This is a genomic window from Gordonia shandongensis DSM 45094, assembly GCF_000423025.1.
Lineage (GTDB): Bacteria > Actinomycetota > Actinomycetes > Mycobacteriales > Mycobacteriaceae > Gordonia > Gordonia shandongensis.
In genome coordinates this window covers 1-24,473 of the sequence record NZ_AUHE01000003.1, presented here as the reverse complement: position 1 = coordinate 24,473, position 24,473 = coordinate 1, and the positions used below count along the sequence as shown (strand labels likewise).

The following is a 24,473-nucleotide window of genomic DNA, read 5'->3' as shown; positions in this document are numbered from 1 at the left end:
ACCGTTTAGGGTTGGGTAGCACCCGTTCAGTGAGGAATCGCCAGTGAGCACACCGAATCAGCCGGACGACACGAGCTCGGATCGCGCCGGCGTCACGCCGCCGTGGAAACGGGGCGAGAAGTCAGCGGCGACGGGTCTCACCGCTGGTCAGATGGCGAAGGCGGCCGGAGCGATCGGCGACGATCGTCCCGGTCCGGGTACCGGCTCGGGTTCGGGTCCCGCGTCGGCGGGGCGTCCGCCCGGCCCGCCGCGGCCCAACACGCCGGGTCCGGCTCCCGCCGCGCCGCCTGCGGCCCCGCAGGGCTCGTCTCAGTCGGGTTCGGGTCCGCAGGCACCGGGTCCGCACGGTTCTGGTGCCCAGGGTTCGGGCTCGCAGAGTGTGGGCTCGCCGGGTTCGGGTCAGCAGGGCTTCGTCGAGTCCGCGACGCGGAACATCCCGCGCGAGGATCTCGCGAAGCGCGATGAGCTGCCCGATCTCGACTCGATCCACCACACCGAGCAGGTCAAGGAGCAGGCGATCGCCCGGGCGACCAGTCAGACGATCCCGGCGCGCTCGGTCTCGACGCCGCTGCGTGCCGCCGTGCAGTTGAGGCGGGTCGACCCGTGGTCGGTGTTCAAGATCTCCGGTGTGCTGTCGGTCGCCGGGTTCTTCGTCTGGATGATCGCGGTCGCGATCCTCTACGGCGTCCTCGACGGGATGGGGATCTGGGAGCAGATCAACAGTTCGTTCGGGACCCTGGTGAGCGCCGACGGAACGAGCACCGGCGACGACTTGATCTCCGGGGGCCAGGTGTTCACCATGAGTGCGCTGTTCGGTGTGGTCGCCGCGATCCTCATCACCGGCCTGACCACGATCTCCGCGTACATCTACAACGTCTGCGCCGACATGGTCGGCGGCGTCGAGGTGACCCTCGCTGATCTGGACTGACCTGATGACCAGCCGTTTTGGAGAAGATCTGACGGTCGGGTAATCTTCATTCTCGGTTCACGGGCCTATAGCTCAGGCGGTTAGAGCGCTTCGCTGATAACGAAGAGGTCGGAGGTTCAAGTCCTCCTAGGCCCACCACAACTTCACCGACCGGGTTCCCCGGCACGGGGCCTTAGCTCAGTTGGTAGAGCGCCGCCTTTGCAAGGCGGATGTCAGGAGTTCGAATCTCCTAGGCTCCACAAGTACTGATCTCCACAAGGACTGTTCCAGACCAGAAGCGGTTTTCGTCGACGACGGAGACCGCTTCTTCTGCTCGGTGTCCCTCCCTCTCTTGTTGTCACGGACTCGTGCGCTCGGCGCGTCCGCCGTACCGACCGATCACTGCAGCCATTCGAGGGTGTAGACGTCCTGCCAGCGGACATGGATGTCGGCGCCGGCCTCCGCGGCGCGCGCGGGCCCGAGGCAGGACTCGATCACGGTGCGCACGGTGTCGCGGACGGTGTCGGCGCGGGCGTGCAGATCGTCGCGGTAGCGGGCGATCAATCCGATCGTCACGCCGGCGAGGTCACCGTCGTCACCGTGCAACTGGACGTGGACCACGAGGCGGCCCGACGCGGCGCGGACGCGAGTGGCCAGTAGCTGTTTGATCACCCGATCGTTGACGCGGATGTGGGCGTCGTCGGTGTCGAGGTCGCGGCCGGGACGGCGGACGCGGGGGAGTCCGGTGGTGATCGACGAGATCAGGCGCGCGACATCGCCCGACGGTTCGTCGAGGCGGCGGCTCGCGTCGACGAGCCAGATGTCGGTGGGTTCGCCGTCGATGTCGTCGTACGTCATCTGTCCTCCCTCCCCTCTGGTCGTCGTCCTTCCGGTCTCGCATCGGCACCCCTGACGGGTGCCCCCGGTCTCCACGGTGCCAGCCGAGTGGTCAGATACGTGCGGCCTCGTTGCAGATGGCCGCGCACCGAGCCGTCGCTGATCCGCAGGACCGCGGAGATCTCGGCCAGCGACAGGCCCTCCACCTCGCGCAGCCACCACACCGCCCGCGGAGTCGCGTGCATCCGCCGCAGTTCCGAGGCCAGTGCATCGCGGAACTCCCGGCGTTCAGCCGCTTCGGCGGGCAGCGGCTCGGTGGACTCCACGTCGATGAAGCTCTCCGACGGTGCGGGAACGTCGCGACGCTTCCGGTAGTGATCCATCACCTTGCGGTGCGCGATCCCGAGAACCCAGGTTCGCAGTGCACTGCGAAACGCGAAGTCGGGCAGCCCCCGCCACACGGCGAACAGTGTCTCCTGCGCGAGATCCTCGGCGACCTGCGCATCGTCGACCATCCGCCGGATGAAACGCAGGACGATCGGCGCGGTGCGGGCGACCAGGACCTCGAACGCCTCGGGGTCGCCCGCCGCGGCAGCCGCCGCCAACTCCTCGTCGGAGAAGCCGGCGAGCGAGACGTCGTCACTCATATCATCGGTGTGATGCACATCACTGCCTGGGTCGCGTGCAATTTTCGGGTGTTCCGCGACTGACTCTATACACGCCCCGAATCCGATGGGGGACACGAGAAAGGATCGAGATGAGCGAGCAGGCCACCACGAAGACCACCACCGACGCCGCAGAGGCGCCGCGGACGACCGGCAAGGACGTCGAGCTCTCCAGGAATTCGAGCACCTCGCTGCACGGATCCCACGGCACCACCTCGATCGCCGACGTCGTCGTCGCCAAGATCGCGGGCATCGCGACCCGCGAGATCGACGGCGTCTACGACCTCGGCGGCACCACCGAGCGGGCCGTCGGCAAGGTGCGCGGCGTGATCCCCGGCACCGGATCGAGCGTCACGCAGGGCATCGACGTCGAGGTCGGCGAGCGTCAGGCGGCCGTCGACGTCGCGATCGTCGCCGAGTTCGGGGTGGCGATCCATCAGCTCGCCGGCGCGATCCGCCGCAACATCATCAACGCGATCGAACAGATGACCGGCCTCGAGGTCACCGAAGTGAACGTCATGGTCCACGACGTGCACTTCGCCGATGACGACGACACCGACGCCGGCGAGCCGCGAGTCCAGTGATGACGGCCGAATCGGCGTCGGCCGCCGACGAACCGCTCGCCAAGCGGATCGCACGCGCCGTCCTCGCGGTGCCGGGAGTCGTCGACCTCGACGGTGGACTGTTCGGAGAGGTCGCGACCTACCTGCCCGGTGAACGGGTCAGCGGCGTGCAGCTCTCCGACGATGAGGGGTCTGTCCACATCGTCGTCGACCTGCGCCACGACTTGCGAGAAGTCGCCGCGGCCGCCGCGGCGGCCGCCGAGCAGATCGCCGACCGACCGTTCTCCGTCACCGTCGAAGACGTGACCTCCCCGGCATTGGAGGCATCCGAAGCGTCCGAGACGGGCACGACGGGGTCGGCAGGGTCGGCGTCAGCGGAATCCACTGCCGACACCGCACGGCAATTCGAAGGAGGATCCGATGAGTAAAACCGCAATGATCGGGCTGCTCACCGGTCTGCTGCTGGCGTTGGCGGCGACCACCGGTGGCTTCGGCGGCTTCGTCCTGGCGGTGGTGTTGGGCGCCGTGGGACTCCTCGTCGGCCTGCAAGCCGACGGGACCATCGACGTGCGCGCGATCGTGCGCAACCGCAACCGTGGTTGACGTGGCGCCCGGGGAGGGGCGACGCGACGAGCTGCCCGGACGGTTGACGGTCGTCGACGCCGTCTTCGAGAAGATCGCCCTCGGGGCGGCGCTCGAGGTCGACGGTGTGGTCCGCCACGGCGACTCCGTCGCGGGAAGGATCGGGAGCCTCGTCAGCCGCGACACCACGGCCGGAACGTCATTCCCCCGGGCACGGGTCGAGAGCGTCGGCGGCGCCGCACACGTCGTCGACATCACCCTCGCGGTGGTGTGGCCGTCGCCGATCGCCCGGATCTGCCGGGACGTACGGACGCGCGTCAGCGACGAACTCGACCGCCTCACCGGCGGCCGTCCCGTCCGCGTCGACGTGACGGTCGGCGAAGTGGTGGCCGGCGACGCGGCGCGGCTCCGCAAGCGCGGCATCGTCGAACTGCCCGACACCGACGGGGACCACGGGGCCGACGGGGACGACAGGGACGACAGGGACGACGGGGGCGACGAGCGCCGGACCCCCGAATCATCCGATGACCGCCAGGAAGATGACCGCGAGGAAGAGGTGACCTCATGACCGCGTCGACGGGAGAGCCGCTCGATCAGCGGGACATCGACGACCGCGAGACGCCGGTCGAGCGCGTGAACGCATCCGACATCTCCGACACCCCGGTCCGTCCGCCGACGGCGTTCCCGGGCGCCGCGATCGCCGGCGGAGTGCTGGGCGTCGTGCTCCTCGGCGGCTGCGGCCTCCTGATCCGCGACCTGCTCGCGGTCGCCGGAGTCCTCGACGACGACACCTGGGTGCACCGTGCGGCGGTGAACCTGGGAACCCAGACGTGGTCGGACTGGATGTGGGTCGTCCCCGCCGCCTGTGCGGTCGTCGGCCTGCTCCTCGTCCTCCTCGCGGCCAAACCGCGGCGCCGCACCCACGTGAACCTCACCGACTACCCGGTGGTGTGGACCCGACGCATCGACGTCGCCCGTCGCGTGAGCGCCGCCGTCTCCGATCTGCCGGACGCCCGGCACGCCGTCACCTCGGTGACCGGTCGGCGCGTCAAGGTGTTGGTGACGGCCACGACCGCGGTCGACACCGACCGCGTCGGCCGAACGGCGCGCGCGGCGATCGGCTCGGCGGAGGTCGGCCAGAAGATCGTCGTCAAGGTGAAGAAGGGGGTCGGTGAATGAACAGGGGAGCAGCAGCACTGCATCGACTGTCGCTCGGTCTGATCGGCGTCATAGCGCTGGTCGTCGCCGTCGCGATCGTCCTCGTCCGGCTCTCGGTGGATCCCGTCGCCGACTGGGTGGCCCGCCTCGACACCGCGAGGATCGCCGACACCGTCGGCGAGGACTGGTTCGCGGCCGTGATCGCCGGTGTCGCCGTGATCGCCCTGTACTGGGGGTGGCGACTGATCCGGACCACGATCGCACCGCGCCGACCGGACGTGCTGACGATCGGCGGCAGCGGCCCCGAGGGCAGCATGACGATCCCGCTCAAGCAGGTCGCCCGCGCCGTCGAGGGGGAGCTCACGGCGCAGACGATCCTGCGGGACGTCCGCGTCCAGGCGATCGACGACCGCGGCAGCAAGATGATCCTCGTCTCGGTCGCGGCCCGTCCGGAACGGTCGTACGACGAGGTGGTCGGCGCGTTGGCGTCGTCCCTCGACGACCTGCGGTCGGCCTTCGACGGGACGGATGTGCACGTGCGCGCGCTGATCCATCTGGAGAAGCGCGACGACTGACCGTGCGGACCGGGCACGGGGGTCCACCGAACGGAGTAATCTCCGACACACGGGGGAGTCAGATCGACGGGAAGTGGAGTCAGCAGTGATCGACAACCGATCCCGACGGACCCGGGCCGCGACGAGTGCGTTCCGCCGGATCCTCGGCACCGTCCTCGCGGCAGTGGTCGTCACCGCCCTCACCCCCGGCGTCGCAGCGGCCCGCCCGGTGAACGCTCCGGGCCAGATCATCGGGGTGTTCGACCGCCCCGACGGGTGGCGCGGACTCGACGGCGGTCGCGCCATCGACTACTGGACCCAAGACGGTCGAGGACGTCCCGTGCCGACCAGCGGCGCCCTCCTCGTTCCGCCGGGGCCCGCTCCCCGTGGCGGTTGGCCGGTGGTGGTCTACAACCACGGGACCTCGGGCTTCTCGGCCGGCTGCGGTGGCCAGAGCGCGCCGGCGGCCGGTGAGAACCGCTACATCACCCGCCTCGTCCGCAAGGGATACGCCGTGGTGGCGACCGACTACGTCGGCCTCGGCCGATTCCACACCGGCCCGCACCCGTACCTGAACACCCGCAGTGAGGCCACGGCCGCGATCGACCTGCTGCGCGCCGCACGCAGCGTGGAACCCGAGCTCTCGAACACCTGGGCCGTCACCGGCGACTCGCAGGGCGGTCAGGCGGCTCTGGCGACTGCGCACCGGCAGCGGACCTACGGGCCGCGGACCGACTTCCGGGGGACCGTGGCGATCGACCCCGAGTCGGACGTCGAGAAGATCGCCGGACTGCTGGGCCCGTACATTCCCCGGTTGCCGTCGTTGGCGGACGGAGCCTACGAGTACGTGTTGGCGATCCTGGCGGGCCTGCGGAGCACCGACCCGGGCGCGCGGGTGGACGACTATCTGACGCCGCTGGGTGAGAAGGTGGTCCACTCCGTGGGAACCGGCGAGTGCCGACCCGACGTCGACACGTCGATCCCACTGGGCGCTCTGTTGACCAAACCGCTCGGGGTCGGCCCGCTGGTCCCGGCGTTGAATCGATACATGCAGGTGCCGACGAGCGGATACGACCGGCCGATCCTGCTGGTCCTCAACACCCTCGACACGACCGTGCCGTCACCGCTGCACGCAGCGCTCGTCGCGCAGTTCGCGGCGGGCGGCGTCGACTTCGCGACGTCGGTCGCGAACGGATCACACACCGAGATGAACGCTCGGCAGTGGGCGGATTTCGACCGGTTCTTCGCCCGAGTCCTGAAGCGCTAGAGCAGGATCCAGAGGTAGGCGAGCGCTCCGAGAACCAGGAACGCCACCCACAGGTAGCCGACGACGATGGCGGCGGTCGCGAATTCGCGGCCCAGCGTGCCGTCGCGGTCGATCCGGGCGCGGCTGCGGTATCCCAGCCAGATTCCGAACGGGGAGAGGACGCCGACGGCCGACATCAGGAAGGCCCACACGGCGTTCCAGTTGAAGTCGGTAGCCGACGATGCGGCAGGGGAGGTCACGGAATCGGGTTCCTTCGACGGAGTCGGTACCACCGGCGTCGAAGTGCCGGCGGAGGCGGTGTTCGGTGAGCCGGAATCGGCTCCCGTCGGCTCGTGCCGCTGGTCGCCGCTGATGGGGGCAGGTCCCAGCGGCACCGGCGGCTTGGCGACGGCCGAATATGCGAGCGGACCCGACGGGCGGGGCGCGTTCGTGCCGGTGCCCGACGGGGGCGAGCCTGCCGGCGGGCGTCCCGCAGACGATGATCCCGCAGACGGTGATCCGGCAGACGGTGATCCCGCAGACGGTGATCCGGCAGACGGGGGCCCGGCAGGCGGGCGTCCTGTCGATGGCGGTCCGCCCGGGGTCGGTCGCGGGCCGGGAACATTCTGGGAAGACGCCGGACCCTGTGATGATGTCGGGCCCGGGGATGGGGTCGGGCCCTGTGACGGTCCCGATGCGGGGCCCTGGCGCGGCTGCAGCGTTCCGGGACCGTGGGTCGGCCGGGCGCCACCCGACTGTTGGCTGCCGGGCTGCGAAGTACCGGCTTGCGGCCCCCGGCCCTGCGGCGCACCGGGCCGCTGGGACCCCGACTGCTGGGACCCCGACTGCTGGGACCCCGACTGCTGGGGTGCACCGGGTCCCTGCGGCGCCCGCGGACCAGACGGCGACGGACCAGACGGCGACGGACCAGACGGTGACGGACTAGACGGCGGCGGAGTGTTCGGCGCCTGCTGACTCCGAGCGGGAACACCGGAGGACTGGTTACCGGAGGACTGGGAACCGGAGGGCCGGCTAACGGCCGATGCGGGATCGGCCTGAGACGCGGACGGGTTCCCCGGTCGACGATGCGACCCGCCGTCGGCGCCGGCCGGACGGTCCGGGGCAGACGAGGGCTTCACCGATGCCGCCCGTTCCCAAGGCGCCGGCGTGGGACCCGCCTGATCGTCGGCCGGGTCGTTCTCGCGCGAATCGTCGGAAGTCACGTCGTCCAAATTACCTGTTGACGGTCAAGACGCCGAAGAATCGCCGGCGGAATCGCCGAGGCGCGATTCACCGCCGGGCAGATCGTCGAGCCGCGGAGGAGCCGCGGCGACCGGCGGATGCTCGGTCCTCGACTTGCGCAGAACGATCGCGACACCGGTGATGAGCACCACGATCGTCGACACGAGGAAGACCACGAGTTTGTTCGGCATCCCTCCAGCGTGCCAGGCGCGGGTCCCTCATCGCCAGTGGCCGACGCCCGGATCACGGCGGCGTGCGCCCCGCATCGTCGAGTCATGGTTTTATGGACACTGTGAGTGAGCAGAACAAGACCGCGACCCTGCACACCAATCGCGGCGACATCGTCATCGAACTCTTCGGCAATCACGCCCCGGTCACCGTCGAGAACTTCGTCGGCCTGGCCCAGGGCACCAAGGACTACAGCACCAAGAACGCCAAGGGCGAAGCCAGCGGCCCGTTCTACGACGGCGCGGTGTTCCACCGCGTCATCGAGGGCTTCATGCTCCAGGGCGGCGACCCGACCGGCACCGGTCGCGGCGGCCCCGGCTACCAGTTCAAGGACGAGTTCCACCCGGAACTCCAGTTCGACCGCCCCTACCTGCTGGCCATGGCCAACGCCGGCCCCGGCACCAACGGTTCGCAGTTCTTCATCACCGTCGGCGCCACCCCGCACCTGAACCGTCGCCACACGATCTTCGGCGAGGTCAAGGACGCGGCCTCGCAGGCCGTCGTCGACGCGATCGCGACCACCGCGACCGATCGTCAGGACCGCCCGGTCGACGAGGTCGTCATCGAGAGCGTCGAGATCAGCTGAACTTGACGCAGACCTGCTACCGGCACCCCGACCGCCCGACCGCGCTCTCCTGCACGCGGTGCGGGCGGTCGGCGTGTCCGGAGTGTCTCCGGCCCGCATCGGTGGGCCAACACTGCGTCGACTGCGTCGGCGAGGCCGTCGGCTCGGCTCGCGTGGGCACAGCCGAATCCGTGGCCCTCGAGACCGAGTCGCGCGCCCCGATGATCACGTACGCGCTGATCGCGGTGAACGTGATCATCTACCTCGCGTGTGCGCTCGAGTCGGGGAGCATCTTCGATCCGCGCGCATCGACCGTGATGCAGTACGGCGCGCTGATCACCGGCGACGACTTCGACAACGAATACTGGCGCCTCGTCACCAGCGGTTTCCTCCACTGGTCGATCCTTCACCTCGCGGTGAACATGTTGGCGCTGTATCTCATCGGCGCCGACCTGGAACGAGTCTTCGGTCCACTCCGATACATGGCCGTCTACGGCATCGGGCTGCTCGGCGGCAGCGCCGCGGTCATGGCCTTCGAAGGCGGTCAGGTGGTGACGGCCGGTGCGTCGGGCGCGATCTACGGCCTGATGGGCGCCCTGCTCGTCGTGGTGGTCCGAATCAAGGCCCCCGCGTCCACGATCATCACGGTGATCGTCATCAACCTCGTCATCTCCCTGACCATCCCGGGCATCTCACTGCTCGGCCACCTGGGCGGTCTGGTCTTCGGTGCGGCGAGTGCGGCCGGTGTCCTGTGGCTGCCGACCGCGATCCTGCCGCCCGAGAAGCGCACCTACCGGCGGGTGAATCGGATCGGGTGGGCAACCCTGGCCGCCCTCCTGATCCTGGCGTTGGCGATCGGCACCGGCATCGCCGTCAGCGACAGCATTCACTGACCGCGTTCAGCGGTCGGCGTTCCGATCGACGACGGGGAGTCCGGCTTCGCTGAGCCGCTGCGCCACCAGCGTCGGAGCGGCACCGAGATCCCATCGCCCGAAGACGAGAAGCCGATCGTCGGCCAGGTCGATCGTCAGCTGGCGCGACCGCGCGAACAGGTGCCGCGTCGAGATCACCGAGATCTGCGCGATGTCGTCGACTTGCAGGGTCGCCGGACCGCGGAGCGTCTTGACCTGCAGCGCGGGACCCTCGAGGAGGGTCAGCCGCGGCCGTCGCACGAGGCTGATCGCACCGGCGACGATGACGGCCGCGGCGGCGATCCCGAGGAAGACCACGCCGACGGGGTCGGCGTAGGAGGCGGCGGCCGCGGCGCCCAGGGCGAGGCCCGCTCCGATCATCGCGATGCTCGCCGGCAGCGGCGTCGCCCACTCGTCATGCACAGCTGAATCCGATTCGTCCACAGGAGTCATCCACAATGGGGATGAATTACACACATGTCATTCCCCAGGTCGCAAGGGATGAGGGGGAGATCATCCACGGATCGCGTCAGCGCCACCCCATGGTCATCAACAATCCGACCACCATGAATCCGAAGCCGATCAACATGTTCCACGGACCGAGCTCGGTCATCCAGTTGAGGATCTCGTACTTCCCGACGGTGGCGCCCAGGTAGTACACGATCAGCCAGATCAGACCGATCAACATCAGCCCGAACATGACGGACTGGTACCAGATGCCGGACGGACCGGCCTTCACCTTCACCGGAGTGCGGCTGGCGGTGTTGATCGTGTAGTCGGTCTTCTTGCGAACCTTTGACTTGGGCATGCCTCTACGGTAACCGAGGAGCGCCCCCGGCGGTGAACCCGATAACCTGGTCGACGTGCGCATCCTCGTCATCGACAACTACGACAGCTTCGTCTACAACCTGGTCCAGTACCTGGGACAGCTCGGCGTCGATGCCGACGTCTGGCGCAACGACGATCCGCGGTTGGCCGACCTCGACGCCGTCGTCGCCGACGTCGACGGGATCCTCCTGAGCCCCGGACCGGGGACGCCCGACCGCGCCGGCGCCACCGAACCGCTCGTCCGGGCCGCGGCCGCCACCGGCACCCCGCTGCTGGGGGTGTGCCTCGGCCACCAGGCGATCGGGGAGGTCTTCGGGGCGACCGTGGTGCGGGCCGATGAACTGCTGCACGGAAAGACGTCACCGGTGCGTCACGACGGGACCGGCGTCCTGGCCGGACTCCCCGACCCCTTCACGGCGACCCGCTATCACTCGCTCACGCTGGCGCCCGAGTCGGTACCCGACGAACTGATCGTCACCGGCACGACCCCCGACGGCGTCGTGATGGCGATGCGGCACCGTGACCTGCCGATCCACTCCGTGCAGTTCCACCCCGAGAGCGTCCTCACCCAGGGCGGGCACCGCATGCTCGCGAACTGGCTCGCCGTGTGCGGTCTGACGGTGCGCGAGCCGCTCGTCGCCGACCTCGAGGGTCAGATGGCGCGGGCCCTGTCGGACGCGGAGTAGACGAGCCCAGAACCGCCCGGAACAGAACCGCCCGGAACAGTCCGGGGTCGGCGGGTCAGCCCGGAATCAGGCTGGCCCGACCGACGACCACCGACACGGTCTCGTCCTTGCGGAGCTTCCCACCCGCGCGCGGCGTCTGCGAGATCACCTTGCCGTCGTCACGACTCGTGAGTCCGACGGGACGTTCGGTGGAGCTGAGCGTATTGGTCTCCCAGCCGGCCTCCTCGAGGGCCCGCTGCGCCTCCGAGAGCGTCTTGCCGCGCAGGTCGGGGACGACGAACATGTTGCCCCGTGAGACCATCACCTGCACCGTGCTGCCGCCGGGCACCGTGGCGCCCGGCCCCGGCGAGGTGTTGACGACCTCGCCCTTGGGCAGCTCGGAGTCGGCGTCGACCGCGGTCATGTCGAGGCCCAGCTTCTCCAACTCCTTGGCGGCGTCGTCGCGCGACTTGCCCCGCAGGTCGGGGAGTTTGACCTCCTTGGGGCCCGTCCCGACGTACAGCGTGACCGTGTCGGTCACCGGAACCGACGTGGAGAACTTCGGCGACGTCCGCACCACCTTGTCCTTGAGCTTCATGCTCGACTCGGTCTTCGACGTCTTGATCTTGTCGGGAGCGAAGCCGAGGACCTTGAGGGCCTCGGTGGCCTCCTTGACCGACTTGCCGTACAGATCCCGGGGGATCTCCTGCTTCTGGGGTCCCGACGAGATGTAGAGCGTGACCTCCGAACCCTTGGGCGTCGGCACGTCGTCGCCCGGCACCGTGCGGGTGGCGAGTCCCTCGGCGATGGTGCTGCTCGCCTCCTGCGTGCGTTTCACCGAGAACCCGTACTGCTCGAGGTTCGCCTCGGCGGCATCGGCGGTCAGACCGGTCACCTTGGGGACGGCGATCCGCTCCTCGTCGCCGCTCCACGGCGACCACGCCAACAGTGCGATGAGGAGGATCGCGATCGCCGCGACGGCGGTGGCGATCCGGACACCGCGGCGGCTGAAGAACCCGGCGCCGGCGGCGACCTCCTGCTCCTCGTCGTCGGGACGGGTGCGGCGGCGCCGGCTCGGGAGCGGCTCGTTGCGGACCGGCATCCGGCCGGGCGCCTCGATCATCTCGGTCCGCTCCTCGTCGGTGAGGAGCATCGGCGCCGACGGCTTGCCGCCGGCGAGCACCTTGACCAGGTCGGAACGGAACTCGGCCGCCGTCTGGTAGCGGTTGGCCGGATTCTTGCTCATCGCCATCATCACCACCGAGTCGAGCTCGGCGGGGATCTCGGACCGGACCTGCGACGGACGCCGGGGATCCTCGTGGACGTGCTGGTGGGCGACGGCGATCGGCGAGTCGCCGGTGAACGGGGGCTCACCGGTGAGCAGTTCGAACAGCACGCAGCCCATCGAGTAGATGTCGCTGCGCGGATCGACCTTGATGCCGCGAGCCTGTTCGGGCGACAGATACTGCGCGGTGCCCATCACCGCGGACGTCTGGGTCATCGTCGCCGACGTGTCGTCCATCGCGCGGGCGATGCCGAAGTCCATGACCTTGACCGCGCCGGTGCGGTCGATCATGACGTTCGCGGGCTTCATGTCGCGGTGCACGATGTTGTTGCGGTGCGAGAAGTCCATCGCCGCGGCGACGTCGGCCATCCAGGTGATCGCCTGCTTGGGCGCGATGTGCCCGCTCGACCGCAGCAGGTCGCGCAGGGTGTCGCCCTCGACGTACTCCATGACGATGAACGGCAGGGGGCCGTCGGGCGTCTCCGCCTCACCGGTGTCGAAGACCTGGACGATGGTCGGGTGGTTCAGTTTGGCCGCGTTCTGGGCCTCCCGACGGAACCGGAGGTAGAACGTCGGGTCGCGTGCGAGGTCGGCGCGCAGCACCTTGATGGCGACGTCGCGGTGCAGGAGGAGATCCCGTGCGAACTGCACCTCCGACATGCCGCCGAAGCCGAGCGTCTCGCCCAGCTCGTAGCGGTCGGAGAGATAGTGAGGATCAAGCACTGAGCATCACCCTACCGGAAAAGGCCAGGTGAAACCGGGTCGACCGGTGGTCTCACTCGTCGGAGGCTCGGGGGTGTCGGTCGTCGGCTCCGGGGTCTCGCTCGTCGGCTCGGGCGTGTCCTCGGTCTCGCTCGACGTCGGCCGTTCACGGCTCGTCTCCCGCGTCGGAGCCTCGTTCGAGGTCGGCTCCTCGCGTTCCTGCGGCGTCTCCGGGGCGCTGTTCTGCGTCGGCGTCGGCGTCGGCTTGTCGTCCTTCGGACTGTCGGTCAGGGTGTAGCCGATCAGCGCGATCGCGACCAGCAGCAGGAGCGCGGCGATCGCGGTGAGAACCTTCTGACCCGTGCTCCACCCCTGGTCGGCGGGCTCGGGTGGCAGCGGGGCGCGCGATGCGGCCGGCGGTTGGTGCGCGGTGACCGGTCGGCTCGACGCGGTCATCGCGCGGGTCGACGACGTCGGCACCGCGGCGGGTGCGCCGCCGGCGGCGCGCGGAACCGGGGGCCGATGTCCGGCGCGGACCGCGGCCACGGCGTCGGCGAACTCGCCGCCGGTGGCGTACCGCTGGGCGGGATCCTTCGACAGCGTGATGTCGATGAGTTCGCGGACGGGAGCGGGAACGCTCTCCGGCAGCGGCGGCGGTGCCTCCTGGATGTGCTTCATCGCGACGTTGATCGCGCCGTCGCCGAGGAAGGGTCGCCGACCGGTCAGGGCCTCGAAACCGACGACACCGAGCGAGTAGACGTCCGACGCCGCGGTGGCCTCACCGCCCATCGCCTGCTCGGGCGAGATGTACTGGGCGGTCCCCATCACCATCCCGGTCTGCGTGACCGGTGCGGCGTCGACGGCCTTGGCGATGCCGAAATCGGTGATCTTCACCTGACCGGCGGGTGTGATGAGGATGTTGCCCGGCTTCACGTCGCGGTGCACGAGCCCGGCGGTGTGCGCCGCCTGCAGGGCGCGGCCGGTCTGCTCGAGCATGTCGAGGGTGTGGGCGAGCGACAGCTGCCCCATCCGGGTGATCACCGAGTTGAGGGGTTCGCCGTCGACGAGCTCCATCACGAGGTAGGCGAGCGGGTCGCCGCCGTTGCCGTCGGACGTCTCGCCGTAGTCGAAGACGTTCGCGATGCCCGGGTCGTTGAGGCGGGCCGTGGTCTGCGCCTCGGTGCGGAACCGACGCAGGAACTCGGAGTCGTTGGAGTACTCGGCCTTGAGCACCTTGACGGCGACGCGGCGTCCCAGGCGGGTGTCCAGTGCCTCCCAGACCTGACCCATGCCGCCGGTCGCGATCAACCGGACCAGTCGGTACCGGTCGGCGATGACGGCGCCGTTCTGCAGGCTCATCGAGGACCTCCCGTGTATGCATTCATGACTTTACGTGCGATGGGGGCGGCGACGACGCCGCCGTACGCCCCGGCGCCCTTGGCGCTGTTCTCGACGACCACGGCGACGGCGATCTCGGGACTCGACGCCGGCGCGAACGCGATGTACCAGGCGTACGGTGTGCCTTCGCTGGCGCCGACGGCGTGATCGGCGGTCCCCGTCTTCGAGGCGATTCCGGCCTGTGCGCCCGCCGTGTGCTGTTCGGAGCGGACCATCATGTCGGAGATCACCGACGCCTGCTCCGAGGACAGCGGATGGCCGGCCGGCGACGGCGACGTGGTCGAGACCGTCTTGAGGTCGGCGGTCTGGATCTTGTCGACGAGGTACGGCTTCATCCGGACCCCGCCGTTGGCGATGGTCGACGCGATCATCGCGTTCTGCAGCACCGTGAGGCTCACGACCTCCTGGCCGATGGCGGCCTTGCCGAGGGTCGCGGGATCGGTGCCCGGGTCGTGGACCTGCGACGGACTCACGTTGATGGGGATGCCGAGCTCCTCGTCGAAACCGAACTTCTCGGCCATCGAGGTGAGTTTCTCGCCGCCGTCGCCGCCCATCTTCTCGTTGATGAGCTCCACGAACGCGGTGTTGCACGAGTACTCGAACGCCTGCGTCAGCGTGACCTGGCCGCCCGAGGCCTCCGGGCAGGTCTGTCGGCTGTCGTTCGAGATGGAGGTGCCGGGAAGCGGGAGCGTCGCCTGCGACGTCAGCCGGGTGTCGGGCGACACGCCGTCGGCGATCGCCGCAGCGGTCGTGACGACCTTGAACGTCGATCCGGGCGGTGCCAGCGTCGCGAGCGCCTTGTTCTTCAGCGGGCCGGCGATCGCCTTCGGGTCGTACTCGTCCCACGTGTTCCAGAACGCCGTCTGGTCGAGGACGGCGAGCTTGCTCGGGTCGTACATCGGCGTGGACGCCATCCCGAGGATCTTGCCGGTGCTCGGTTCCATCGCGACGACCGCGCCGCGGCACGGACCGTCGCAGTCGGCGCCGGTGAGCGCGTTGTACGCGGTCTGCTGCACCTTGGGGTCGATGGTGGTGACGACGGTGCCGCCGCGCGGGTCGCGGCCGGCGAACATGTCCATGAAGCGTTGGGTGAACAGGGCGTCGTCGCTGCCGCTGAGCACCGAGTTCTCCGAGTACTCCAGACCGCGTCCCTCCATGAACGGCGAGTAGAACCCGGTGACCGGCGCGTACATCCGGCCGTCGCGTCCGTCGAGGTAGACGCGACGGTACTTGTAGGTCTTGTCATCGTTGGGCACCGACCGGGCCAGCACGACGGTGCCGTCGCGCGTGACGATGGTGCCGCGAAGCCGCTGATTCTCCTCGAGCCGCGTCCGCTTGTTGTGGACGTCGTTGCGCAGGGAGTCGGCGCGGAAAACCTGCACGTACGTGGAGTTCGCGAGCAGCGCGACCACGAGGATGATCGCGACGACTGCGACGCGCTGGATGGGACGGTTCATTGCGTCGGCACCACCCGGGTGGCCATGGAGTCGACGGCCTTCGGCTTCCGCTTCGGTGCGTCGGGGCGGCGCGCAGCGTCCGACACCCGGATGAGGATCGCCAGCAGGATGTAGTTCGCGAGCAGCGACGATCCGCCGTACGCGAGGAACGGCGTGGTGAGACCGGTCAGCGGGATCAGCTTCGAGATGCCGCCGTACACGACGAACACCTGGATGATGACGGTGAACGACAGACCGGCCGCGAGGAGTTTGCCGAAGCTGTCGCGGACGGATACGGCGATCCGCAGACCCCGCACCGCGAAGATCAGGTACAGGATCGTGATCGCGGCCAAGCCGACCAGACCCAGCTCCTCACCGAACGAGGCGAGGATGAAATCGCTCTCCGCGAGCCCGACCTGGGTGGGGTGCCCGGATCCGAAACCGGTGCCGAAGACGCCGCCGGTCGCCAGTCCGAAGAGGCTTTGGGCCAGCTGGTTGCTGAAATCGTACGACTCCTGGCTGAACGGGTCGATCCACAACCGGACACGTTGCTGGAAGTGCGGGAACAGCTGATAGGCCAGGACGGCGCCGGCGACGAACAGGGTCAACCCGATCGCCACCCAGCTGACCCGCTCGGTGGCGATGTAGAGCATCGCCAGGGCCGTCGCGAAGATCAGGAGCGACGTGCCCAGATCGGATTCGAATCCGAGGACGGCGATCGCCACGGCCCACGCACCCAGCAGCGGCCCGAGGTCGCGGATGCGCGGGAAGTCCATGCCGGCGAAATGCTTGCCCGCCGTCGTGAACAGGTCGCGGCGCGACACGAGGAACGACGCCGTGAAGATGATGATGAGGATCTTCGAGAACTCGCTGGGCTGCACGCTGAACGGACCGAAGGCGATCCAGTTCATCGACCCGCCGCGTTCGGAGAGGGAGGCGGGCAGGACGGCGGGGATCACCAGGAAGATCAGACCGCCGATGCCGAGGGTGTACGCGTACCGCGACAGCGTGCGGTGATCGCGGACCACGATGAGCACGCCCGCGAAGACGGCGACGCCGATGAGCGTCCAGATCATCTGCTGGTCGGCCTGACCGCTGGTCGGCGGCACCATGTCGATGCGGTAGATCATCACCAGGCCGAGCCCGTTGAGCGCCGACACCAGCGGCAGCAGCAGGGGGTCGGCGTGGGGGGCGAAACGTCGGATCGCGGCGTGCGCCAGGCCGTACACGACGATGAACGCCGCGGTGTACTTCGCGATGTTCCAGCTCGGCGGCTCACCCTGCGCCGACTGGACGATGAACAGTGCTCCGGTCACGACGACTGCGGCGAACAGCAGAAGAAGCAGCTCGGTGGTCCGAGCCGTGTTCTTCGGTGGTGCCGCGGGCGGGGCGTGAGACGCCGGAGCAGACGTCATCGCACCTCCCGGCAGTGCTTCGTGTCGGTCGGCGCATCGGTGGGCGACGCGGGCAGGGTGGCCGAGGCCGTCGCATCATCGCCCGGGGAGTCCGGGGCCGGCTCGGTGGGGTGCGCGGACGGGCCGCCGGGCCGCTTCTCGGGGCCGCGGGGCTTCTGGGGATCGTGGGGCGCCGGTGGAGCGGGCGGCGGACAGATCGGCAGGAACCGCAGGTTGTTCACCGACTCCGCGATCTCGGTGTCGGACTCGTTCTTGATGCTGTTCTGCTGCACCGTCTGCCGGCTCAGCTGGTTGAGGTCGTCGAGTCGCATCGGCTGGCACGCGCGGTCACTGTCGACGTCGATGAGCGTCGCGTCGGGCTTGTCCCGGTCGAGGTTGTCGACGCAGACGCGTTTGCTGGGCGATTGGACCTTCACGAACAGCAGGGTGTCCGGACTGCCCTGGTACACCTCGACGTTGCCGTCGACGGCGGTGATGAAGTTGCTGGCCATCGTCTTGGCACGGACCACGAAGAACGCGGTGACCAGTGCGGCGATCACAGCGAGGACCGCGATGATCGCGATGGGGAGCCGCCACCGGCGGGTGGGCGCCGGCTCGTCGTCGCGGTGGATCGTCGGGCGGGCGGGCGCGGGCGCCGGGGGGCGCAGTGCGGCGGCACGACCGGCCGCCGTCGACGGGTTCGGGACATAGCCGGCCGAGTCGTCGTCGCCTGCGGCGCCGCCGAGGATGGGGACCGACTCGCCGATCTCGCCGTCGACCACGTCGGCGACGATCACGGTCACGTTGTCGGGGCCGCCGCTGCGCAGCGCGAGCTCGATGAGCCGGTCGGCGCAGTCGCGGTGGTCGGCGATCGATCCGAGCGTGTCGGCGAGGGTCTCCTCGCTGACGACGTCGGACAGGCCGTCACTGCAGATCAGGTAGCGGTCGCCGGCACGGGCCTCCCGCATGCTGAGGGTGGGCTCCACCTCCTGACCGGTGAGCGCCCGCATGATCAGCGAGCGTTGCGGATGCGAGTGGGCCTGCTCGGGAGTGATGCGGCCCTCGTCGACGAGCGTCTGGACGAACGTGTCGTCGCGGGTGATCTGCGTGAGGTCGCCGCCGCGGTACATGTAGCCGCGGGAGTCGCCGACGTGGCACAGGCCGATGCGGTTGCCGTCGAACAGGATCGCCGTCAGCGTGGTGCCCATGCCCTCGAGCTCGGGCTGCGCGACCACCTGGGCGGCGATCGCGGCGTTGCCTTCGGCGGTGGCCTGGCCGAGAGCCGTCAGCATGTCGCCGCCGGGCTGATCGTTGTCGAGGGACCGCAGCGCACCGATCACGAGCTGGCTGGCGACCTCGCCCGCGGCGTGACCGCCCATGCCGTCGGCGAGCGCCAGCAGGCGCGCCCCGGCGTAGACGGAGTCTTCGTTGTTGGAGCGGACCAGTCCGCGGTCACTTCGCGCGATGTAGCGCAGCACAAGAGTCACGGGCGTAGCTCAATCACGGTTTTGCCGACCCTGATCGGGGTGCCGATCGGGGCTCGGACTGCGGTGGTGACCTTGGAACGGTCGAGATAGGTGCCGTTCGTCGAACCGAGGTCCTCGATGTACCAGTCGTCGCCGCGCCGCGAGAGCCTCGCGTGGCGTTCGGACGCGTAGTCGTCGGTGAGGACGAGGGTCGAGTCGTCGGCGCGGCCGATGAGGACCGGTTGCGATCCGAGGGTGATGCGGGTGTTGGCGAGCGCGCCGGCGGTCACCACGAGGTACCGGGCGGCGCCCCGCGGCCGGGCCCCGCGTTGCCGGTTCTCGCGCCGTCCGCTCGTCAGCGGGACGCGGAAACCGCTCGCGGCAGCCAGGTCACTGCGGAGCGCACGGATGATGGCGTACACGAAAAGCCACAGCAGTATCAGGAATCCGAATCGGATCACCTGCAACAGAATGCCCTGCATCTACTCCCATCACCTCCCTCGAAGACGAGTAGCCGGGTCGAGCGCGGTCGTTCCCGGTATGCGTTTGCCCGGTCGGGGGACTCGATCGTCTCCCGACTGCATCCTATGCGGGCCGGACTACTGGAAGCGGACGGTGATGTCCGAATGGCCGAGGCGGATGCGGTCGCCGTCCGCGAGTTCCCAGCTGCTGACCTGAAGATCGTTCACCGTGGTGCCGTTGGTGGAGTTCAGATCGGTGAGCATCGCGGTCTGGCCGTCCCAGCGGACCTCCACGTGGCGACGGGAGACGCCGGTGTCGGGGAGACGGAACTGGGCGTCCTGTCCGCGGCCGAGCACGTTCGACCCCTGGCGGAGCGTGAACGTGCGGTTGCTGCCGTCTTCGAGGATCAGCGTGATGGTCGACGGCGCGTAGCCGCCGCCGGCGGGCGCGTAGGCCTGCTGCGGCTGGCCGTACCCCTGGTCGTAGGCGGGCTGTTGGGGCTGGCCGTATCCGGGGTCGTAGGCGGGCTGCTGCTGGCCGTAGCCGGGGTCGTAGCCGCCCTGGTCGTAACCCTGGGGCTGACCGTATCCCTGGTCGTACGCCGGCTGCTGGGGCTGGCCGTATCCCTGGTCGTGGGCGGGCTGTTGGGGCTGGCCGTATCCGGGGTCGTAGGCGGGCTGCTGCTGGCCGTAGCCGGGGTCGTAGCCGCCCTGGTCGTAACCCTGGGGCTGACCGTATCCCTGGTCGTACGCCGGCTGCTGGGGCTGGCCGTATCCCTGGTCGTGGGCGGGCTGTTGGGGCTGGCCGTATCCGGGGTCGTAGGCGGGCTGCTGCTGGCCGTAGCCGGGGTCGTAGCCGCCCTGGTCGTAACCCTGGGGCTGACCGTATCCCTGGTCGTACGCCGGCTGCTGGGGCTGGCCGTATCCCTGGTCGTGGGCGGGCTGTTGGGGCTGGCCGTATCCGGGGTCGTAGGCGGGCTGCTGCTGGCCGTAGCCGGGGTCGTAGCCGCCCTGGTCGTAGCCCTGGGGCTGGCCGTAGCCCTGGTCGTAGCCGGGCTGGTCGTAACCCGGCTGCTGCGGCTGCCCGTAGTTCGGGTCGGCGTAGCCGCCCTGCTGCTGGCCGTAACCCTGCTGACCGTATCCCTGGTCGTAGCCGGGCTGGTCGTAGGCGGGCTGCTGCGGCTGACCGTAGTTGGGGTCGTAGCTCTGCTGCTGTCCGTACTGGTCGGCGTAGCCCTGTTCGTATCCGGGCTGGCCGTATCCCTGGTTGTAGTCGCCCTGGGGGTACTGACCGCCCTGGTGGGGCTGGCCGTAGTTCTGTCCGCCCTGATCGTTTCCGGGGGGATTGGTCATGGCTGAGGCTCCTCGGTCGGGACTGTCGGGTCGGTGTGTCTGTTGCTGCGGTGCCGGCACTCCGGGCGGGGACAGCGGTCTGCGGTGGGCGTCGGGGTCGACGACACCCTTGGTGCGGAACTGCCCGGTGTGGAGCGACGGTTCTGGGTCGAACTCTACGACGACAGACCCGTAAGTCTGCCACCCATTGTCCCGAATGAAGTCCTCCAAGTGCCGGGAGAAGATCTTCCGGTTGAGTTCGTACTCCTTTGAGAGTTCGGCCAGATCCGATCCGCTGAGGGTCACGATGTAGCTGTTGGCCACCAGGGTCGCACCGTCGCCGAGGTCCTCGCCGGAGATCTCCGCCTCCCGCTGGAGGGCGTGCTCGATCTCCTGCGGAGCGACCTTGCCGCCGAAGACGCGGGCGAAGCCGCCGTCGACGGCGGACTCGAGCTTGCGCTCGATCCGGTCAAAGATGCTCACGGAGATTCAAGCCTTCCAGTGTAGGGCGTGTCGGCGTGCATACCTCGAACTGGCATGTTACCGCTCATAGGTGCGCGGGGAAGACCTGTGAATGACTCCTGTACCGCTCGTCACACTGGTAACAGGGGTCGTCGATGGCCGATTTCCCGCGTCGCCGCAGGTCATACGGATGCGCCGACATGGCTTTTCGTTTGGCCGCGCGAGCATGCTATCTTTTTCAAGTCCACACGGACGCCAGTCGTTCAATCGACGGCCACGGGCGAGTGGCGGAATGGCAGACGCGCTGGCTTCAGGTGCCAGTGTCCTTCGGGACGTGGGGGTTCAAGTCCCCCTTCGCCCACAGTTTTGCGGTTCAGGATGGATCGCGCTGAGAGGTCAGGTTGCAGAATTGCGGCCTGACCTCTTGCTTTGCATTGTGTCGAACAGTCGTTGCGCGGGCGGTGCCAGCTTCCGGATCGGTGGCTGGAACATCTGCGCTGTATCGCTCAGGGCTTTCGCAGCCTCGACCAGGGCCTCTTGCTGTCCGTGCTGCACTCCGCTCAGCTCGCCGACCGGATCAACGCACTAGGAAATCCGACGAGCCATAAAACTGAACTGATCGACGTCAAACGGTCACGGTCGTGGACCGGCAGTGCCGAGGTGGAACGTGAAGCCGCGGCCGGGGTTCACTGGTACAACACCGAGCGCCGCCACTGGTCGATCGGCTACACCGCTCGACTCGAGCACGAGGAGCGCCGCCGTCTAAACGTCCCCTCGACACCCGAGGTTGACTAATCAAAACCTCGGGCCGGACCAAGGCGGTTCAGTGGAGCAATGCCGCTAGTTCCTCGGGCGTGAGCCATGGCGTACGGCGGTGGATCATGCGGTGGCAGTTTGCGCACAGCACGATCAGGTCGTGGAGGTCGTTGACTACCTCGTCGGTGACGTGGAGGGGCACGCGGTGGTGCACCTCCGCGTATCCCTTGCCATGCGCGCCGTAGGCCTTGCCGAAGTCGAAGCTGCACACCTCGCAAAACACGCGCCCCTGGTGAGCGGCACGGAACTGCGCGAGCTTGGCGTCGCGGAGGCCACGGTCGCGCTCCCGCATCGTGGTCAAGCGGCGCACCACCCTGCCCTCGGCGGCGGTCACGATCTCGGCTGCGCTCGCTTCGCCAGGGACAGAGGTGTCCTCGTCGCTTTCGGTGCCCAGCTTGAGCACCTCGCTGGCGAGGCGGTGCATGGTTTCGTAATCGGCGGCGAACGCCGCTGCCATCGCCTTCGTAGCGCGTCCGCCCCGTGTGGTTGCGCCTGTGTAGTCGGGATGGGCAGATCGAAGGTCTTCGAGCTTGCGGTGCACACTGGAAGGGCTGCGGAACTCAGGGGAGTGAGCGGGCAGCGGTTGTTCCTCCCGCAGGTAAGCCGACAGGTTGCGCACCTCATCGCTGTCCTCGCGGACGGTCCGCCACTCGTTCGTAGCGATTACGTCGCAGGCGAGCAGTAGTTCATCCCACGTCCAGTCGGCATCTCCCGTGATGGTGAACCCGAGCGCGCGCAGTTCATCCGCGACAGCGGCACCGCCCTGGAAATCGGCAGACCTGACACGCTGCCCTGTGACCAGGCGGTGAGCGACGCCCGCGACAGCCTTCGAGTCGTACGCCTGACCATGGTGGATCAGGAAATACTCCCGCGCCGCCTCGAACCCGTTGTCGGCGAGGAACTGCTTGCGCCCAAGGTCGTCGCACTCGGCGATGGCAGAGAGCACGGCGTCGCGGGTGAACTCGAGCTTCATGGGGGGATTTCTAGCAGAGATTACCGACAAACTGCTCGCGAACGGGTCTCACGTATCAGTCGGGACCACGGCCATCTGCTGTCGCTTGTCGGGCGACATGAGTGGCGAGCCGCTTGATCTCGGTCACGGGCGGGTACATCCAGTCGAAGGCGATCTTCTCAATTCCTCCCCCAGTGGTCTCGTGGAGAGATGCGAGCCGCATCCGAAGCACGGACTTCCATTGAGCAGGGATTCTGACCGTCCATCCGCTTGCGTGCCACGATCTGTGGACCTTCTCGTTGTTCTTGCTCTCGAGCGGGCGGCGTGATCGTCGAGCGCGGCGAGGTCGCCGCGGACACCGATCCGCGAATGGTGTTGGAGATGGCGGCCAGCTCGATCTACTTCCGCGTTCTGTTCACCGACGACCCCGTGGACGCCGACCTCATCGCCCACATCGCTCGACGGACCATCCGCGCGTTCACGTGATCCGGCCCGTCCGGTCGAGCGCCGTCGGCGTTCCGCCTCACCGCCGTGTCGGATCGGCGAGCCGACCGGCCGGCGGGCGCACCCCGTTGGTGATCCAGCGGAGCAGCCACTCGGCAGGCCCGTAACGGTGGCGCCGGAGCCATCGGGCGCTGACGCCGAGCTGCACGACGAAGACGCCGACCGCCACCGCGATCGTCACCAACGGGGAGAAGCGTCCGGCCCAGCCGAGTCCGATCCCGCTGAAGAGCAGCAGGCCGACGACGGACTGGGCGAGGTAGTTGGTCAACGCCATCCGGCCGGCCGGGGCGAACCATGACCGCAGGGCAGATGGTCGAGAACGATGTATCAGCCGCAGGAGAGTGGCGACATAGGCGGCGGTCAGCAGGGGTGCCGTCGCCGCGCTCACGGCGACCGCCAGCGTATTGCCATTGCCGCCCGTGCTCGCATACGCCACGGCACCCGCCAACCCGATCGGGAAGCAGACGAGTTGGATCCGCCGGAGGACCCGCTCGTCACCGCGGATCCCACTGAGCAGGCGTCGCCGCCCGGCCACCATTCCCAGCAGGAACAGGGCGAAGGCCGTCGGCCCCTGCAGGCTGACCGATTGGACGACGAGGAGCCCGAGTCCGTCGACGTGGTGGCCGATCACATCGCTCCATCCGCCGAGCAGCGATGCGGTTGCGGCGGCGCCGTTCGCCTGAGCCTCCGCCTCCGACGGCAGAAACGCGGACCTGTCGAGAAGGAGTCCGCTGACGACGAGGCTCACGACGACCGTGCCGTAAACGCCCGCGGCCACACGAAGAGCGGTGCGATCACTGACGTCACGCATCAGGAGCAGAGCGAGGCAGACGACCGCGTAGGTCATGAGGATGTCGCCGCCGTAGAGGAACACCGTGTGCAGTGCGCCGATCGCGAACAGTCCGACGATGCGACGCAGCATTCGCGGCCGGATGTCGGTGCCGGCGCGCTGCGCCGACGCCATCTGCAGGGTGAAGCTGTAGCCGAACAGGAACGGCGGATTCAAGCGGTGGGCGCAAGAAGCTCTGCGAGCTTCTCTGATGGTGTCAGATAGCCCAGAGTCTTGCGCGGTCGGCTGTTGAGGCTGTCCTGGATCGCGTCCAACTCCTCGCGGGTGACGGCGCTCAGGTCAGTGCCCTTGGGCAGGTACTGACGCAACAGGCCGTTGGTGTTCTCGTTGCTCCCGCGCTGCCAGGGCGAGTGGGGATCGCAGAAGTAGATCGGGATACCCGTGGCAGTGGTGAACGCCGCGTGCTGCGACATCTCCGCGCCCTGGTCCCAGGTGATCGTTCTGGCCAACGAGGACGGTAGTTT

At 68.6% G+C, this 24,473-nt stretch carries 29 protein-coding genes and 3 tRNA genes; 16 read left to right on the top strand and 16 right to left on the bottom strand.

What is annotated here, in order from left to right; translation table 11 throughout:
* Positions 1-43 precede the first annotated feature (43 nt).
* The 3 genes from G528_RS0105355 (at position 44) to G528_RS0105345 (ending at position 1,167) form a co-directional block, all read left to right on the top strand.
* Positions 44-928 carry a DUF3566 domain-containing protein gene (locus G528_RS0105355; RefSeq protein ID WP_026918077.1) on the top strand — a complete coding sequence of 295 codons (885 nt, stop codon included), beginning with the start codon at positions 44-46 and terminating at the stop codon, positions 926-928.
* A gap of 61 nt (positions 929-989) precedes the next feature.
* Positions 990-1,066: transfer RNA gene (locus G528_RS0105350), tRNA-Ile, on the top strand.
* A 28-nt stretch (positions 1,067-1,094) separates the two neighbouring features.
* A tRNA-Ala gene (locus G528_RS0105345) sits at positions 1,095-1,167 on the top strand.
* Positions 1,168-1,306: 139 nt separating this feature from the next.
* On the opposite strand, the gene G528_RS0105340 is transcribed toward G528_RS0105345, so the two are convergent.
* On the bottom strand, positions 1,307-1,765 hold the full coding sequence (locus G528_RS0105340) for a hypothetical protein (RefSeq protein WP_026918076.1): 459 nt from the start codon (positions 1,763-1,765) through the stop codon (positions 1,307-1,309).
* A complete protein-coding gene (locus G528_RS16480; protein WP_035719070.1) occupies positions 1,762-2,391 on the bottom strand; it encodes an RNA polymerase sigma factor in 630 nt (209 codons plus the stop codon). The genes G528_RS0105340 and G528_RS16480 overlap by 4 nt, the downstream gene beginning before the upstream one ends.
* A gap of 110 nt (positions 2,392-2,501) precedes the next feature.
* Here G528_RS16480 and G528_RS0105330 point away from each other — a divergent pair, with 110 nt between their 5' ends.
* The 7 genes from G528_RS0105330 to G528_RS0105300 all read left to right on the top strand — a co-directional run bounded on the left by G528_RS0105330 (position 2,502) and on the right by G528_RS0105300 (position 6,533).
* Entirely contained in the window at positions 2,502-2,993 is a 492-nt protein-coding gene (locus tag G528_RS0105330; RefSeq protein WP_026918075.1) for an Asp23/Gls24 family envelope stress response protein, read from the top strand.
* Entirely contained in the window at positions 2,993-3,400 is a 408-nt protein-coding gene (locus tag G528_RS16475; RefSeq protein ID WP_051198339.1) for an Asp23/Gls24 family envelope stress response protein, read from the top strand. The genes G528_RS0105330 and G528_RS16475 overlap by 1 nt, the downstream gene beginning before the upstream one ends.
* Positions 3,393-3,575, top strand: coding sequence for a hypothetical protein (locus tag G528_RS0105320; RefSeq protein ID WP_026918074.1), 183 nt, complete (start codon positions 3,393-3,395; stop codon positions 3,573-3,575). Before G528_RS16475 ends, G528_RS0105320 begins: the two co-directional genes overlap by 8 nt.
* A 1-nt stretch (position 3,576) precedes the next feature.
* Positions 3,577-4,122, top strand: coding sequence for an Asp23/Gls24 family envelope stress response protein (locus G528_RS16470; RefSeq protein ID WP_245569681.1), 546 nt, complete (start codon positions 3,577-3,579; stop codon positions 4,120-4,122).
* Positions 4,119-4,733, top strand: coding sequence for a hypothetical protein (locus G528_RS16465; protein ID WP_245569680.1), 615 nt, complete (start codon positions 4,119-4,121; stop codon positions 4,731-4,733). Before G528_RS16470 ends, G528_RS16465 begins: the two co-directional genes overlap by 4 nt.
* The gene (locus G528_RS0105305) at positions 4,730-5,287 is read left to right on the top strand and encodes a hypothetical protein (RefSeq protein WP_026918073.1); all 558 of its coding nucleotides are present in this window, start codon (positions 4,730-4,732) and stop codon (positions 5,285-5,287) included. Before G528_RS16465 ends, G528_RS0105305 begins: the two co-directional genes overlap by 4 nt.
* Before the next feature lie 88 nt (positions 5,288-5,375).
* Positions 5,376-6,533, top strand: a complete 1,158-nt coding sequence (locus G528_RS0105300) for an alpha/beta hydrolase family protein (protein WP_245569697.1) — start codon at positions 5,376-5,378, stop codon at positions 6,531-6,533.
* Here the strand turns inward: G528_RS0105300 and G528_RS18160 are convergent.
* Together G528_RS18160 and G528_RS16455 are read right to left on the bottom strand one after the other, a co-directional pair.
* A complete protein-coding gene (locus G528_RS18160) occupies positions 6,530-6,772 on the bottom strand; it encodes a DUF4190 domain-containing protein (RefSeq protein ID WP_156890359.1) in 243 nt (80 codons plus the stop codon). The genes G528_RS0105300 and G528_RS18160 overlap by 4 nt on opposite strands.
* 987 nt (positions 6,773-7,759) lie before the next feature.
* Positions 7,760-7,945 (bottom strand): hypothetical protein, encoded by a 186-nt coding sequence (locus G528_RS16455; protein WP_035719066.1) that lies wholly within the window; start codon positions 7,943-7,945, stop codon positions 7,760-7,762.
* A gap of 92 nt (positions 7,946-8,037) precedes the next feature.
* Here G528_RS16455 and G528_RS0105280 point away from each other — a divergent pair, with 92 nt between their 5' ends.
* Together G528_RS0105280 and G528_RS0105275 are read left to right on the top strand one after the other, a co-directional pair.
* Entirely contained in the window at positions 8,038-8,568 is a 531-nt protein-coding gene (locus G528_RS0105280; protein WP_026918070.1) for a peptidylprolyl isomerase, read from the top strand.
* A 152-nt stretch (positions 8,569-8,720) separates the two neighbouring features.
* Entirely contained in the window at positions 8,721-9,440 is a 720-nt protein-coding gene (locus tag G528_RS0105275; protein WP_026918069.1) for a rhomboid family intramembrane serine protease, read from the top strand.
* Positions 9,441-9,446: 6 nt separating this feature from the next.
* Here the strand turns inward: G528_RS0105275 and G528_RS0105270 are convergent, their stop codons facing one another.
* Both G528_RS0105270 and crgA read right to left on the bottom strand, forming a co-directional pair.
* On the bottom strand, positions 9,447-9,881 hold the full coding sequence (locus G528_RS0105270) for a PH domain-containing protein (RefSeq protein WP_245569679.1): 435 nt from the start codon (positions 9,879-9,881) through the stop codon (positions 9,447-9,449).
* 106 nt (positions 9,882-9,987) lie between these two features.
* A complete protein-coding gene (gene crgA / locus G528_RS0105265) occupies positions 9,988-10,266 on the bottom strand; it encodes a cell division protein CrgA (protein WP_026918067.1) in 279 nt (92 codons plus the stop codon).
* A gap of 55 nt (positions 10,267-10,321) precedes the next feature.
* On the opposite strand from crgA, the gene G528_RS0105260 reads away from it, so the two are divergent.
* Positions 10,322-10,972, top strand: a complete 651-nt coding sequence (locus G528_RS0105260) for an aminodeoxychorismate/anthranilate synthase component II (protein ID WP_026918066.1) — start codon at positions 10,322-10,324, stop codon at positions 10,970-10,972.
* A 55-nt stretch (positions 10,973-11,027) separates the two neighbouring features.
* On the opposite strand, the gene pknB is transcribed toward G528_RS0105260, so the two are convergent.
* The 7 genes from pknB to G528_RS0105225 all read right to left on the bottom strand — a co-directional run bounded on the left by pknB (position 11,028) and on the right by G528_RS0105225 (position 20,908).
* Entirely contained in the window at positions 11,028-12,959 is a 1,932-nt protein-coding gene (pknB, locus tag G528_RS0105255) for a Stk1 family PASTA domain-containing Ser/Thr kinase (RefSeq protein WP_026918065.1), read from the bottom strand.
* Positions 12,960-12,965: 6 nt separating this feature from the next.
* Positions 12,966-14,297, bottom strand: a complete 1,332-nt coding sequence (locus tag G528_RS0105250; protein ID WP_026918064.1) for a serine/threonine-protein kinase — start codon at positions 14,295-14,297, stop codon at positions 12,966-12,968.
* Positions 14,294-15,793, bottom strand: a complete 1,500-nt coding sequence (locus G528_RS0105245) for a peptidoglycan D,D-transpeptidase FtsI family protein (protein ID WP_026918063.1) — start codon at positions 15,791-15,793, stop codon at positions 14,294-14,296. Before G528_RS0105245 ends, G528_RS0105250 begins: the two co-directional genes overlap by 4 nt.
* Complete coding sequence (locus G528_RS0105240; RefSeq protein WP_026918062.1) at positions 15,790-17,187, bottom strand: FtsW/RodA/SpoVE family cell cycle protein; 1,398 nt, start codon at positions 17,185-17,187, stop codon at positions 15,790-15,792. Before G528_RS0105240 ends, G528_RS0105245 begins: the two co-directional genes overlap by 4 nt.
* Positions 17,184-18,653, bottom strand: coding sequence for a PP2C family protein-serine/threonine phosphatase (locus tag G528_RS16450; RefSeq protein WP_051198335.1), 1,470 nt, complete (start codon positions 18,651-18,653; stop codon positions 17,184-17,186). The genes G528_RS0105240 and G528_RS16450 overlap by 4 nt, the downstream gene beginning before the upstream one ends.
* Complete coding sequence (locus G528_RS0105230; RefSeq protein WP_026918061.1) at positions 18,650-19,114, bottom strand: FHA domain-containing protein FhaB/FipA; 465 nt, start codon at positions 19,112-19,114, stop codon at positions 18,650-18,652. The genes G528_RS16450 and G528_RS0105230 overlap by 4 nt, the downstream gene beginning before the upstream one ends.
* Before the next feature lie 117 nt (positions 19,115-19,231).
* Positions 19,232-20,908, bottom strand: coding sequence for an FhaA domain-containing protein (locus tag G528_RS0105225; RefSeq protein ID WP_026918060.1), 1,677 nt, complete (start codon positions 20,906-20,908; stop codon positions 19,232-19,234).
* 257 nt (positions 20,909-21,165) lie between these two features.
* Here G528_RS0105225 and G528_RS0105220 point away from each other — a divergent pair.
* Both G528_RS0105220 and G528_RS16445 read left to right on the top strand, forming a co-directional pair.
* Positions 21,166-21,248: transfer RNA gene (locus G528_RS0105220), tRNA-Leu, on the top strand.
* 185 nt (positions 21,249-21,433) lie between these two features.
* The gene (locus tag G528_RS16445) at positions 21,434-21,682 is read left to right on the top strand and encodes a hypothetical protein (RefSeq protein ID WP_051198333.1); all 249 of its coding nucleotides are present in this window, start codon (positions 21,434-21,436) and stop codon (positions 21,680-21,682) included.
* A gap of 28 nt (positions 21,683-21,710) precedes the next feature.
* Here the strand turns inward: G528_RS16445 and G528_RS0105210 are convergent, their stop codons facing one another.
* Positions 21,711-22,676: a ScoMcrA-related endonuclease gene (locus G528_RS0105210; protein ID WP_026918059.1), complete on the bottom strand. Its 966-nt coding sequence runs from the start codon at positions 22,674-22,676 to the stop codon at positions 21,711-21,713.
* A 249-nt stretch (positions 22,677-22,925) separates the two neighbouring features.
* On the opposite strand from G528_RS0105210, the gene G528_RS18150 reads away from it, so the two are divergent.
* Positions 22,926-23,141, top strand: a complete 216-nt coding sequence (locus G528_RS18150) for a TetR-like C-terminal domain-containing protein (protein WP_281170336.1) — start codon at positions 22,926-22,928, stop codon at positions 23,139-23,141.
* Positions 23,142-23,178: 37 nt separating this feature from the next.
* Here the strand turns inward: G528_RS18150 and G528_RS16440 are convergent, their stop codons facing one another.
* Positions 23,179-24,165 (bottom strand): DUF418 domain-containing protein, encoded by a 987-nt coding sequence (locus G528_RS16440; protein WP_245569677.1) that lies wholly within the window; start codon positions 24,163-24,165, stop codon positions 23,179-23,181.
* A partial coding sequence (locus tag G528_RS0105195) for an IS30 family transposase (protein ID WP_026918058.1) occupies positions 24,162-24,473 on the bottom strand: 312 nt, incomplete at its 5' end. The genes G528_RS16440 and G528_RS0105195, both read right to left, overlap by 4 nt.